This is a genomic window from Nitrospira marina (assembly GCF_059568365.1).
This window is the reverse complement of the sequence record NZ_JCANTH010000001.1, coordinates 2360773-2374807: the sequence shown is the minus strand read 5'-3', so window position 1 is coordinate 2374807 and position 14035 is coordinate 2360773. Positions and strand designations below refer to the sequence as shown.

General features: G+C 45.6%; 11 protein-coding genes. 7 read left to right on the top strand and 4 right to left on the bottom strand.

The genetic code is table 11. The features are described 5' to 3' along the window. Positions 1–121: 121 nt before the first annotated feature. Positions 122–1360 (top strand): hypothetical protein, encoded by a 1239-nt coding sequence (locus LX98_RS09855; protein ID WP_496428732.1) that lies wholly within the window; start codon positions 122–124, stop codon positions 1358–1360. 365 nt (positions 1361–1725) lie between these two features. Then, positions 1726–2658, top strand: a complete 933-nt coding sequence (locus LX98_RS09850) for a PhzF family phenazine biosynthesis isomerase (RefSeq protein WP_496428731.1) — start codon at positions 1726–1728, stop codon at positions 2656–2658. 85 nt (positions 2659–2743) lie between these two features. Here the strand turns inward: LX98_RS09850 and LX98_RS09845 are convergent, their stop codons facing one another. The 4 genes from LX98_RS09845 to LX98_RS09830 form a co-directional block, all read right to left on the bottom strand. Next, positions 2744–3301, bottom strand: coding sequence for a molybdenum cofactor synthesis domain-containing protein (locus LX98_RS09845; RefSeq protein WP_496428730.1), 558 nt, complete (start codon positions 3299–3301; stop codon positions 2744–2746). A gap of 29 nt (positions 3302–3330) precedes the next feature. Further along, positions 3331–3657: a (2Fe-2S) ferredoxin domain-containing protein gene (locus LX98_RS09840; RefSeq protein WP_312641022.1), complete on the bottom strand. Its 327-nt coding sequence runs from the start codon at positions 3655–3657 to the stop codon at positions 3331–3333. 64 nt (positions 3658–3721) lie between these two features. Continuing rightward, entirely contained in the window at positions 3722–4165 is a 444-nt protein-coding gene (locus LX98_RS09835; RefSeq protein ID WP_496428729.1) for a gamma-glutamylcyclotransferase, read from the bottom strand. Between the two features lie 232 nt (positions 4166–4397). After that, entirely contained in the window at positions 4398–4946 is a 549-nt protein-coding gene (locus LX98_RS09830; protein ID WP_496428728.1) for an aspartyl protease family protein, read from the bottom strand. Positions 4947–5739: 793 nt separating this feature from the next. Between LX98_RS09830 and LX98_RS09825 the strand changes: the two genes are divergently transcribed. From LX98_RS09825 to LX98_RS09805, 5 genes are all read left to right on the top strand, one after another. Next, the gene (locus tag LX98_RS09825) at positions 5740–8184 is read left to right on the top strand and encodes a TonB-dependent receptor domain-containing protein (protein WP_496428727.1); all 2445 of its coding nucleotides are present in this window, start codon (positions 5740–5742) and stop codon (positions 8182–8184) included. 4 nt (positions 8185–8188) lie between these two features. Beyond that, a complete protein-coding gene (locus LX98_RS09820; RefSeq protein WP_496428726.1) occupies positions 8189–8635 on the top strand; it encodes an energy transducer TonB family protein in 447 nt (148 codons plus the stop codon). Positions 8636–8962: 327 nt separating this feature from the next. Beyond that, positions 8963–11983, top strand: a complete 3021-nt coding sequence (locus LX98_RS09815) for a PAS domain S-box protein (RefSeq protein ID WP_496428725.1) — start codon at positions 8963–8965, stop codon at positions 11981–11983. Positions 11984–12809: 826 nt separating this feature from the next. Then, positions 12810–12998: a Flp family type IVb pilin gene (locus LX98_RS09810; RefSeq protein ID WP_496428724.1), complete on the top strand. Its 189-nt coding sequence runs from the start codon at positions 12810–12812 to the stop codon at positions 12996–12998. Between the two features lie 267 nt (positions 12999–13265). Then, positions 13266–13820, top strand: coding sequence for an OmpA family protein (locus LX98_RS09805; RefSeq protein WP_496428723.1), 555 nt, complete (start codon positions 13266–13268; stop codon positions 13818–13820). Positions 13821–14035 lie beyond the last annotated feature (215 nt).

Sequence of the window (14035 nt, the reverse complement as noted above, 5' to 3'; positions counted from 1 at the left end):
GAAGGTTTTATGCGGCTCAGCAACCTGATTGATAGGCTCAAGTGTTTCAAAAGAGCAGCGATGCTGTCAATTGGATTTTAAATTTAACCACAGCCGGTCTTTTTCTTAAAAATTTTTGACGATGCTCCGTGAACTTCCCATCCTAGAAGCTCCAAAGTTATTTGGCAGCCAGGATTACCGCGATGTGTTGATGCGGGAAATGGATGCAGGGAAAATTCCGTTGAGCCTAGGGAAAGAATGTCCCGTCAAATGTGCATTTTGTTATGAATTAGACCATTCCTACCGAGAAACGCTAGATCCACCAAAAACCTCCCAGGAAGACTGGGAGTTTATGTTGAATTATATTAACTCCAAGCCAACAGATCCTCTTCAGTTCTGGTGCCTGGGCGGTAATGAATACATGGAATGGACCGATTTGTTTCTTCATCCAAAAGCCATGGAATGGATCGAAGATTTTTTGAAATTTACCGATAAAAGCATTCAATTTTTCACAGTTGGTTTTGTCCATGTTCCCAAGATTCATCGGTTGGTCGAGCAATATCCCGGGAGAATAAATTTTGAGTTATCCGTCATTACCCTTGGGGAGTATAGGCAAAAACTGATGCCGCATGCTCCATCTGTTAAACATCTGATGAAGGTCCTGGATGGCCCTGCAGTTTCCTCTGCAAATTTTTATGCCTTTGATGAAAACACGATGTCTGCAGATGCGAAAACGATTTCCCGAATCAATTCTCGGTGTGTACTGTGGATGGGATGTTTGACGCCGGTGGGGGGAATTCAAGAGACAACAAGTCGGGTGATGAGGCAAGGTCGAAAATATCTTGCTGTTGAGGCGGAAAAGATATACGATGCCGGCCTCCCAAATTTTACGACCATTCATACTGAAGCCTATGTGACGGCTTTTTTGAACCGAAAGCGAATTCTTAGTCTATTTGACTCTTTGGAATTAGAAAAACGGGATTCGGTCGTCATGGCGGGAAGTGTGTATCGGATATTGTCTATGTTCAGGAAAAATCGAGCAAGGTTTCTTCATGTGCCGAATGCCACCCTTGGGGGAGATTCTGATTGTACGGTGCTGTTGACGTTGAATGACATTGCCAAACGGCTGACAAAAGAAAAATATATTTATGTTCCCCAATGTATTGTGGAGTCTGGCAGAGGTCCGAATCGCGATATTGCCGGGGTTCATGTTGACGACTTTGTAAATAAGACCGGAGTGAAGGTGAGGATTTTGCCAAAAATTAGCACGAAGTTTGCCAATAATCGATTATATCGAAATGGGTCACTACAAAATTATGTGGAGGATTTTGTGCATAATCCCTTGGCACGTTCTTATGAAGCGACCCCATTACTAGCATAAGTTGATGGGAACATAGATGATCCAGATTTACTGATCCAATCAAGAGTTTGGAGTTTATATTGGTGAAAAGATTAAGAGGATTGTTCTTTTTTTTGTTATTAATGGGTGCTATAGGGTGTTCCGGAAATTTGGAAAGCCAAGAGACATTTAGTCAACAAAAAAAGGAAAACGATTCGTTAATGTGTGAAAAAATCACTGATGGAAGAATGGGGGGTAGAGGAGTTCCTGGCTGGCAAAGAGCTTATGAGGAATGCATGGTTACGGGAGGTCAGTAAAATTCCCTCTATAGATGAAATACCTCCTATGGTTTTGTGATGTTGAGATGCATCTGAGATATTTTTAATCCCACCTGAAATGTTTTGATCATGGATTCTACTAAAAACTGGCTTCAATTCTATCAGGTTGATGTATTTACAAGTGAGCCGTTTGGCGGCAATCCTTTGGCAGTATTTCCGTCCCCAGGAGAGCTTAGCGAGCGGGAGTTTCAGCAAATTGCGCGTGAAATGAATTTGTCTGAAACGGTGTTTGTACTCCCGCCCACCGATCCCAAGGCTGCGGCCAAGGTGAGAATTTTTACCCCTCTTCAAGAAATTCCGTTTGCGGGCCATCCTATTTTGGGAACATTTTACGTGCTTGGGACACTAAAGCATCTTGCCTTGCAGGAGCCCGTGACGAAAGTTTTTTATGAATGTACCCTGGGCCTGTATGCGCTTGACCTTATTGTCCTGAAGGGACAAATTGAACAGGTCATTATGTCGCAACCCTCACCGCAATTTATAGATGTCATCACACAGGCGGAAGCCATTTATGATATTGCCAGGGCTTTGGGAATTCACAGATCACTCATTGCCGATACCCTTTTCCCTGTTGAATTGGTATCGACAGGATTGCCGGTACTAATTGTGCCCATTCGGAGCCTGACAGCTGCAAAATCCATGGAAGTTGATCATGCTGGAGTTTTAGAGATTTGTGCTCGATTTGGGGCTAATGGAATTATGATCTTTACAACGATGACAGTGGAGGAAAGCGCCACTGTTCACACGAGAATGTTTGCCGATCCCATTGGTATTTCGGAGGACCCTGCAACAGGCAGCGCAAGTGGCGCCCTTGGGGCCTATTTAGTCAAAAATGGAGTGGTAGAAGTTGGTCCGACTACTGAAGTGGTTATGGAACAAGGGTATGAAATTGACCGGCCGTCCCGTATTTTGGTGCAGATTTTTTCTGATGATGATGTGATTAAAGAGATTAAAGTGGGAGGCCAGGTGGTAATGGTGGCGGAAGGAAAGATGGTCTATTAACCTTTAAAATTGTTTTACGCCAGCTCTGCAATCTTGAAAGATGGTTGTCTGAATGGGAATGGAAGAGGAATTTTTCTAAAGATGCCTATTTGGTGAGTTCTCCAGCTATATGTCCCATTTCAGGTAGAATAAGTTTCTCCATTGCGAGGCGAACAGCTCCCTGAGACCCTGGAATAGAAAATACTACCAATTTCCCGTAGGTTCCTGCGGTGGCCCGACTTAACATGGCAGACGATCCAATATCTTGATAGCTCAAATACCGAAAAAGCTCTCCAAATCCATCAAGTCGTTTTTCTAATAAATCATCAACGGCTTCAAATGTGGAGTCTCGCCGGGAAATACCTGTCCCGCCATTGATAATAATGACCTGAAGCGCCTCTCGACCACTGGCTTGGAGGAGCATGCCTTTGATATCAGCCGGTTCATCTTTAATGATTCGGTACTCTGAGATGGAGTGACCCTGCTTTTTTAAAAGATGGCAGATTAGGTTTCCACTGGTATCGGAATCTGGCGTTCGGGTATCACTACATGTGAGCACCATGCAGACCAAAGATGATGACCTCTGTGCTTTGTGTGTGAGATGAGACGGTTGAGAGTGGTCGGTATGTGATCCTTGTTCTTTATGATGTTGATGTTCATCCATGCTTAACCCATATAGGCAAAACCTGACAATTAAGACCAAACGGAATCCGGTTTGAGCTGGGCCGCAGGCTCTCCTTTTTTGATGTGCTCATCCAAAATTACCGCCACATCGGAGTCTTTGACCTGAGAGTACCAGGTTCCTGTCGGATAGACGACAACGTTAGGGCCACTTTCGCAGGGCCCGAGGCAAGTTGTCCCAGTGACTAATACCTCGCCAGGTTGGACGCCACGTTCAATCAAGCCCATATTGAGTGCCATCAATAAATTTTGAGCGCCCGCAGCTCCACAAGAAGGCTTGGGATGACCAGGAGGACGGGAATTCGTGCATACCAGAATATGATACTTCGGTTTTGGCATAAATACTCCTTCTCAACGAATAGGTGAAAAGAGAAAAATTCAATCGAAAAAATAAACGAAAGGCTCAAGGAGAGCGAAACAGATTCCACATGTCCACGCATTCATCCGGTAACTTCCAATGCTTAACTCCCGCAAGAATCCAATCTAAATAATGATCTTTGGCTTTAAACTTTCCAATGCTTTGAGCTACGTGGGTGCTTACGAACTCTTTTTCTCCTTCCTGAGTGAACACATGGACCTCGACATGACGAAATGCTCCCTCTGGAAGATCGCCCTCGAACTTGTCCATTTCTTGGACATCTTCCTGGGTGAGCTCAAAAACCCCTCCCCACACCCGCTCGCCAGCAGAAGGGGCAATGGTGGCTAATCCACAGCGCCATTGGTTGGACCACCGTCCAAATTTGATGGTATGGTCTGGCAGGTATGCCATAAATAAAAATTGTGCTTCAGGAGCTCGTCGTTTGAGCTGTGTGGGATTCAGATTGTCCGCATAAATGAAAAATCGCATGGGTTAGGTCCTGTCTGTTTAGGGGAAAGGTAGTATTACCATACTGCCTTCGAGAACTGTCAAGGACTGATTCTCTGTATCTTAAAGGTAGGAGCTTTTTTTTAAGGTGAGTAAGGATGATGGAAAGTTTATGCCCTGGACCCAAACTCCAAGTCAAGGGATGAGGGATGGGACCTACATCAAGATTAAAAGCCAAAAAATATCAAAGTAGAGGGAGAAAGGACTCTGGAGCCTAAGTTCTTGGCGAGAGATGTAACTGTTTGTTGGAATGGTCCAGACGAACAAGAAAACGATCAAAGAAACTGAGTCCGAGGAGGCCATCAATCCCGTCTGGGAGGTTCGGTATAGTATGTATGACCACTTGGACATCATCTCTACCTGTATTTCCCACACGAATTCTTCGTGCGACGCCTAGCTCGGCTTGAACCCTTCCCCCGACAGTAAGGAGGTTAATTGGCGAATTGGCCGTATCTGAACGAATTCCCGCATCAAATGCCAAATCTTCTGAAATGGTTGTAAATGTTGCCCCCGTATCAACTATGAGTCTGGCTTCATGGAAATCATTCACCTCCACGTTAGCTACCCAAACACCTCCTAAATGTTCCAGGGAAATCACAGAATCTTCAGCTCCAGCCGCTATTTGGTCTGATTTGGGAGGAAGCGAGCGAGTGGGAAGAAGAGATTGGTCTAAAGATAATCGACTGAGAATAGTCTGCCCACCCACCACTGTACCGATCGCTATTACCATAAAGGTGATTAAAAGTTTGTTGGCAGTCCCCAATTCTTAAATTCCTCGATCAAGGAGCAGATTGTAACGCTAGTATCCTTAAGATGGACCTCAGTAGGCTTTTCGGTTGGGACCGAGCAAGCCTTGAAGACTGAGTTGAACATTGGAAATGGTAATCATTCATCTTGATGGGATGGTCTGTGAATTTTATTGACTTTATTGGCGTTGACAGGATTTTCATCGAAGCTAATCCATGCAAGGCAATGTTGTGGTTGCCGTATGCTCAAAAAGTCTTTATTGCAATTTAGTTGCAATTAATGTTGACACACCTAAAGGCCTTTGGTATTTTTGGCCGCAAGGGTTCTATTGGCAAAGAAATTGATGATCCGAAAACCGCCCTCTCTCATCTCTCGATGTAATATCAGATTGGCTCTAGCGCTTGCCTTGGTATTGTTGAGTTCAATACCGTTTGTGCAGGCCTTAGAAATCCATCATGTCTTTGCTGATGTGGAGTATGATGGGCATCAACATTCTGATGATGATTTGTGCCAATGGGTACAGCACCATACTTCCAATTCTCTAGTTTGGGATGCCTCAGGTTTATCTCATTGGTCTGTTGTTGCCGGCTTCCTTTCCTTTGATCGAAAAGAGACGTATACGTCTCTGACCCTTTTCCTCGGTAACCCTCGAGGTCCACCAGTTTCCTCTTTCTCCTAATTGTCTTTTTTTACAACTGTCTTTCACCCTCGAGTCAGCCTTGCGCAGCCTTCCAAGGCGGAAGGGTGCTTGTGAATGACGCAGGGGGAGACATGCGGCTAATCGATTGTTAGATGCTGGAGGTTTCCGGATGTTGATTAGGGATGATAAATGGGTAGTATGGTGTGGACTTGTTCTCTGGATTTTCGGATTGGGGACGTGTGTGGGTGTTAGCCTTGTTCAAGCTATGGAAAAAGACAATAACAAAAAAGTCTGGATTGTAACCGGTTTGGTGCAATATGAGGATCTTCGCCGAGTCCCTCAGGCAACAGTAGAATTGCGGGATCAAGAAGGCACCCTCATTGAGACTCAAGTGACGAATGAAGGGGGTGAGTTTATTTTAGCTCCTCCGGAGTCTGGTATTTATTCTATTCGAGCCATTCAATCAGATTTATCGAGCGAATCAACGATTCTTCAGATTGAAAACGATCCATTGCTTGAGGTCAATTTAACCCTGGCACATCGTCAGGAGCTTACTCTTGAGGTTGTGGCCTCTTTGCCTCCTATTCAGCATCGGCTTTCCGGGGAATCCTATTCGGTTAGTCGCAAGGATATCGAAGAATTACCCAGAGGGAATAATATCGCTCTGAACGATCTGCTTTTAACCCTTCCTAGTGCGGTAGACGGGGGATTGAAGCAAGTTCACATTCGTCAAGATCACGCCAACTACCAATTCCGGGTCGATGGTGTTCCGATTCCCGATACCGTCTCTTCGGTGTTTACAGATGTCATTTCTCCACGAACTTGGGAGCGTGCAGACATTATTTTAGGTGGCCCGGAAGCGCAATTCGGAAATAAAACCGCAGCCGTGATTGACGTGACCACTAAAAGCGGGACAAAGCCTGGCTTTGGTTCCGTTCAATATTTTGGAGGGTCGAATGAAACCATTAATCCGGCTTTTGAGTATGGGGGCACGGTCGGGTCAAGCTTTCGCTACTATCTGCAAAATAGCTTTACATCCACAAACCGAGGGATTAATCCTCCGACCTTGGGAAAAACCATTTTTCATGATCAAAGCAACCAAAATCAAACCATGCTGCGCGGGGACTGGCAGATCGATAACCAGAATACCGTGACGTGGTTATTTCTTAACTCAATTGCCAAATTTCAAATTCCGACTCAACCAGGGTTAGCGGCAAATCCCACTATTGTGGGGTTAATCCAAGGGACTGATTCGGGTTTTGAACCGGTGACTTCTCAAAATATAGATGAATTCCAAAAGGAGAATAATCAGTATTCACACATGGTTTGGCGACATGATTGGGGCCAGGATCAATTTCTCAGCCTGTCGGGGTTTTTTCAGCATTCCCGAGCCACGTTTACGACCGACCCTTTCAATGCCTTATCCTATACAGAAGATACTGACGAGCCTTTTTCGGCAAGTGATCAGGACCGGTGGGCCTATGCTGGAGGGATACGGTTTGATTACAGTCATCGATTAAATCCCGATCATTTGATTAAAACGGGATTCCAGATTCAAAGGACCCAGGCTGTCAATAAAACTCGGCTCTCGGCTTTTTTGAGAGATGGAGCAGGCGATCCGATAGGGGGAGTCATTTCTCGCAATGCCGATAACCGCACCATTGGATGGCGCGAGGAATTCTGGATTCAAGACCAATGGACCCCCTGGGCTCAATGGACCTTTAACCTTGGCGTTCGCTTCGATCAAATCCAGGCGTTGACCAATGATGGACAAGTGAGTCCTCGGGTAGGCGCCACTTATGCCATGACTCCTAATCATGTCTTTCATGCCTTTTATGGAAGATTATTTACTCCTCCAAATCTGGAATCTGTTCCATTCCTTCAATTGAATACCATTGGGACCACGGCAGAACCAGAAAATTTGACTAATCGAACGGTGGAACCTGAGCGAGCACATTATTTCGAAGTCGGCTCCGCCCATGCCTTGGGGGATTCATTGTCAATTGAATTAACCGGATATTATAAATTGAATAAAAATCTATCAGATGCCGGACAATTCGGGACGTCTCCGCTCCTTAATTATTTTGCGTTTAAACGTGGGTGGCAGCGGGGAGTTGATCTGACCGTTAAGGCTAAAATTTCGGAAAACCTCTACGGGCGTGGAAATGTCGCTTGGGGTCAGTGTCGCGGGAAAAATCTGCAGTCAGGTTATTTTTTGTTGGAGCAAAACGAAATTAATGATATAAATTCCAATAGCGGAGTGTATTGTGATCATATGCAATTGGTCACGAGTTCGGCTGTTCTTACCTATCGCCCATTAGCACATACGACGATCACGGGACAAATGCTATTCGGATCTGGACTCCGGTCATCGAATCCTGGAGGCAAAACCAACGCGACCCATAGCCCTTCGTATACCACTTATAATCTTTCCATCGAGCAACTTCTTCCACTTTGGGATAACTATAAAGCGTTGTTGGGGTTTGATGTCATCAATCTCCTGGACCAAAACGTGTTTCTAAACAATGGGGAGGGCAGCATTGGCCTTGGTGTAGCTCATGCCAACATGCCCCGTTCATTTTTCTTTCGCGGACAATTCTTTTTTGGTGGGTAATTCTATGAGCGTTTCCCGGAATCTTGGTTTCTTCATGCAGGTGCTCTGGCTATTAAGTGGTCCCGCGCTTTCCTATCCGGCCGAGTCAGATTTCGCGACGCATCAATCTGACCATGAAGAAGACGTCCAGGTGGAGACCCTGGATACAGTCCATGTCCATGGGCTACGACTTAATAAAGACCAACAAATTGGGCCGGTCCCACAACGAACTCCCTGGCCGACAATTCCATCTACCTTAGACGGGCAGATTTTAGATGATTGGCTCAAAGCTCGAATATTGGTCAGTAAAAATTCAGATGTGACGGTGGTTATTCTTCAACCTGCCGCACATCGGGAGCTCACTCAAGCTTCTTTGCTGGCTCTCAAGCAATGGACGTTTTTGCCTCAAATGAATGGCGAGGAACCTATCGATGGTGAAGTCTCGCTCCGTATTCACTTTCGTACTCAGTAAATCATATCTGACCCGTATAGCCACTAAACGGGTGGCAGAAAAGTTTCCTCAAGGTGTTTAGGCCTAATGTCCAATGGGGTTGGAGAACCCTGAGCAGGGCTTTTGTCTTCCTTCTGTAACCATCCTCCCATGTTGAATTTTGAATAGACATTTTTTGCGCAAAAGCATAGGATATTCCCTTCACTTTGTGGATGGTTGGTGACTTCCATTCGATTGAGGGAGGGAATCATTGATTCTCTTTGGCGTTCTTCCTCGCGCTTTTACGCATGGTTCCTGTAGCCCTGCTCCCTATCCTGCCTTTCTTTTCTGTTCCATTGCCGGTGCTTGATGCTTCCTGCTCAGCCAAGAATCCTAAAAATCGTTCTGATGGTGGGAGTGTTGATCCTGTCCCTTAGCGTTTTTGTGTTTATTGGGCTTTATGTTGAAGCCGTCGAAGATGAAAAAGATCGGCTGACTCATCTGACCGGCATATACGTTCATTACTTGGAAGCCATGAATCAATTGACTCCCGGGTGGGACGAAGGGGCAATGCCTCAAGAATTCTTCACAAATCGCATTCAACAGCAATTTGATTCTCTGAGGGATCAACATCACTTTGGGCAAACAGGAGAGATGCTTCTAGTTCGCCGGCATGAAAATGGAGGGCAGAGTTCTTCTCAATTTCAACCGGATTTATCCGTCGATAGCGGGACGCAAATTTTGCCTGATAGTCGGGGGAACAGGGTCTTACTAGCCTATCAACCCCTTGAAGGTCTTCCTCTTGGAGTGATAGCGAAAATTAATATTCAGGAAATCCAATTTCTCTATTATCTTGGTGGAGGAGCCATTGGATTACTGCAAGTAGGGATCATGTTGGTGATCGGATTTATCCTGGTTCAAGGTAAAAATGCCAGTAGGCAGTATTCGCCTAAAAATCAAGAAAAAATCCGAGAAGTCATAGCGAGTGAGGGCGAGGGAATTGTGACCTTCAATGAAGATGGGAAGATCGAAACATTTAATGAGACAGCGGAATCGATGTTTTCCTGGCAAGCCTCAGACGTAAAAGGCAGGCCGTTTAAAAATCTGGTTGTTCCCGCGGAACAAGACGTGTGGGACCATTTTGTCTTGTCCTATGGGCAATCGAGAATAAAACGTATTGGTGGTTTGTTGAGAGAATTCAAGGCCCAAAAAAAAGATGGAACAGTTTTCCCTCTGTCGTTGACCTTGAGCGAGTCGTCGCTGGCAGGCCAGCGCCTGTTCACAGCGTCATTACGGGATGAGACAGAACAAAAACTAGCTGAACGCCGGTTAGCCGCACAATATGCCATCGCCAGGGTGTTGGCCGATTGCACGACCATTCAACAAGCCACTCCTGAAATTCTTCAGGCGGTCTGTAAAAGTTTAGGATGGCAAGTGGGGGTACTCTGGCAAGTGAAACCTGGGACCAAAATCCTGTTTTGTGTGGAAGTGTGGCGAACCTCCCATGAACGGTTTTCTGAATTTGTTGCTGTGACGCAAAGTATGTCCTTTTCGAAGGGAGTTGGCCTGCCTGGACGGATTTGGGAGACAGGTAATCCGATATGGATTCCTGATGCGGTCAAGGACCCGAATTTCCCACGTGCACCCATGGCCTCTCAGGCAGGGTTACACGCGGCATTTGCCTTTCCTATCAGGCTAGGCGAGACAATTCTTGGAGTAATGGAGTTTTTTAGCCGGGAAATCCAGGAGCCGGATGAGGCCTTGTTGCACCAAATGGTGTCTGTTGGAAGCCAGATTGGGCAGTTTATGCAACGAAAAGAGGCAGAGATGGCTTTACGGGAAAGTGAGGAACGAACACGGCTCATTCTGGACACGGCCCTTGATGCGGTGGTTACCCTAGATGAGCTTGGCTATGTTATTGGGTGGAACTCACAGGCGGAACGCATGTTTGGATGGTCCAGGGAAGAAATCATTGGGCAACAAGTCGTAACTACTATAATCCCACCGAAATACCGGGATGCCTATCCACAGGGAATTCAACACTATATCACGTCAGAGGTCAGTGCAATATTAAATAAACGGATTGAATTGTCCGGGTTGCATCGTGATGGCCATGAGTTTCCCCTGGAATTGGCGATTACGGCTGTCCAATCACAAGGGAAAGTAATTGTGAGTGGGTTTCTCCGCGATTTAACCGAGCGACGACAGACAGAAGAAGCCTTGTTGAAAAGTGAAGAACAGCGTCGTCAAGCCCAAAAAATGGAGGCGATTGGGACCTTGGCCGGTGGGATTGCACATGATTTTAATAATATCTTATCGGCCATAATAGGCTATACCGAATTGGCCATGACTCAAATTGGGGTGGGAAGCCCGGTTTTGCCCCGATTGCAAGAAGTCTTACGAGCAGGTTATCGCGCCAAAAATCTTGTTCGGCAAATCTTAACTTTCAGCCGGCGAGATGAATCTGGGAAAAAAGTGATGCATTTACAGCCGATTGTTCAGGAAGCGTTGAACCTCCTTCGTGCTTCTCTTCCGTCTACGATTTACCTACATGCAGAACTCCAACCAAGCACTGCGCCGGTTCTGGCTGATGCGACTCAAATCCATCAGGTGGTCATGAATTTGGGGGCTAATGCAGAGTATGCCATGCGGCCGATGGGCGGAAGGTTGACGGTCACATTAGATGAAGTAGCTGTTGATGAAACGACCGCTTCTCTTGTTCAAGGGTTGCATGCGGGGCCTTATATCCGCCTAAAAGTTGCTGATTCCGGGCAAGGGATGTCACCGAGTGTTACGAAACGAATTTTTGATCCGTTTTTTACCACCAAGGATGTTGGGGAAGGCACAGGGATGGGGTTGGCCGTTATTCATGGGGTCGTGACGAGTCATGGAGGAGTGGTTCGGGTCGATAGTCGGAAAGGTCAGGGCACGATCTTTACCATTTACTTCCCTTGTTCCTCTCTCCCAGTCGAAGTTCAGCAGGTCCCGTCAAAGTCTTCTTCCTATTGTAAGAAGGGAACAGTGATGTTTGTGGATGATGAGGTGTCTATTGCCAGATGGGCCAAGGATATGTTGGAAAATATGGGCTACCTGGTTGTCGTATTTACCAATGGTCCTGAAGCGCTGCAGGCATTTAAAGAGAATCCTGATCAATTTGATGTACTTGTGACGGATCAAACCATGCCAGGCATGACGGGAGAATTGCTGGCTCGTCAAATAATGAGCATACGTCCAGGGTTTCCCGTTATTTTGTGTTCAGGGTTTAGTTACACAATGAATAAAGACAAAGCCTTGTCGATGGGTTTCCGAGCCTATTTAGCCAAGCCGGTGTTAATGGGGGATATGGAGCAAGCGCTTCAAGTTGCATTGACTCCTTCTGTCCCTCATTGAGCCAAGGGATTCGATTCTGTATTTAATTGTTCCCTCGTGCCAATACTATCTGGCGGAATTTTAAGTTGATTCTTCGTGGTTTTTTAATTTCCGTAATGACAGAGCATGAAGGGATCGGAAAAGGTTGATTGATCCTATGTTTTGACTCTCAACTCAAATATTTCCGGTTTCACTATCGTGTAGGTTAGGAAAACAAGTCTGGAGAATCCCTGGTAATAGATCCGTGAGGAGGATAATTTTGATCCGCTACCAGGTGGTGGTGACTCCATTAGAATGCAATGCCTTTGAGAAAGTTGCCCATATTGGTTGCAGGTACCCTTTTCACAACGAGTGGACGAATCGCAAAAGATACTTTCTCATTCCATGAGATGGGGGGGACAGAACGCTCGCACCAGTGGATAGGGATTATCTTGGAATTGTTGATTGCTCTGAGCATCACCAACTATATTTCGTTTTTTCCTCTTTTGCTCTTATTTTAAAGTCCATTATCTATTAGGCCTTTTGGGGCATTTATTGCAAACTTGTCGTGTTGGTTGACAGTGTCTGTGGCTGTTTTTTTGAATATCAGAAACTTAGCTTTCGATGGTGGTGGACTTACCTGTGCCATCGCCGAAAACGTCGAAGTGTTTGTCAAAAGAAGAAAGGACTGCTGGTTTAACGTCTTCCTCGTAAGGACTAGGTGGGAAAAGAGAGTCAAGGCAAGCAAGGGAAATTAATGAAAATGGGGCGCCATGTGTGTTCGGTTTACCATTTGCATATTGCATATAAGGTTGGGTGGAGGAAGCCCCACAATAGAGAGAACGTAGTTTCACAAGGAGATTGCGAAATGGGTGAATTTTTATTCAAAGAAGATGGGGCGGCAGCCATGGAATATGCCTTACTTCTCAGTTTGATCGGTATGATCATTGTCGGATCTCTTCAGGCGTTAGGCTCCAGTGTGTTTGATGGTCTTTCGGCTCTAGACCATGTTTTTGTATCGACCCAATTCAAGGATGATCTATTGCATCATCCATAGGTAGAAAGTTCCTACCATTTCTTAGCACTCTGCCCTCTAAGGTTCTACCTTCCATGTGCTTTTCTTCACTTTGATTCAAAAAAACCTGGTTTAATTCGTCGTTTTTTCGGGAAAAGGGTTTTTGAATTCTTCAACGGTGGTAAGGCAATTTTTTTCTAAAATCTGTACATGGGATCAAATAGTCCACTTAAAAAAGACTGTCATCTTTAAATCTTAAGTCTCGGGGGTGCTTTGCCGAAAAAATGAGAAAAAGAAGGGAGTTTAGATATGTTTGTACGATTTCTTGGAATTCTTATGGTGTGTGCGACATGGGGCTGTGAATCGCTTTCAATGACCCATCAGTCTGCGGATGTCCTGACGCCAGGGCCACCCCCGGCCACATTGACCTCTCTTTCGACAGGGGAAGCTGAAAGCTCCTCGTCACTTGCCCAACGCATGAGCATTCCTCAAGGCCCGAAGACGGGAATATCTCAGGAAAAGCCCTCAATAGATCCTTTCCCCACTGTGTATTTTCCATTTGATAGTTGGGAGATTTCATCAGATGTTCAAGATCGTCTGGATGCCACGGCTAGTTGGATGAACCGCTTTCCGAATTATGAACTCATAATTGAGGGGCATACGGATGTACGTGGAACAGAAAGTTATAATATGATTCTGGGCGTAAGACGAGCAAAAGCCGTCAAAGAATATCTTGCCAATTTAGGAATTTCACGAAAACGTCTTGATGCGGTCTCCTTTGGGAATACTCTGGTCCTGTGTGAAGTCGATGACGAACATCGATGCCATCAATTTAACCGACGTGCTGACTTGCTTCTGGAGTAAAGCTCTTTCTATCGGTAAATGCCCTTCCCCCTAGTCGAAATGCGTGAGTCTGACTTTTTGTAAAGTCCCCATCTGATAGGTCTTCCAGTCTTTCTTCCGGAATTTCCCGGATCCAAATCAATTCTTGAGAATTCAATTCGTAAATGTTGTATGTATGTGTTGGGTGGCATCGAGAGTCCTTCTTGGTGAAGAGTTGTCTTGAGCCGGCTTTCACG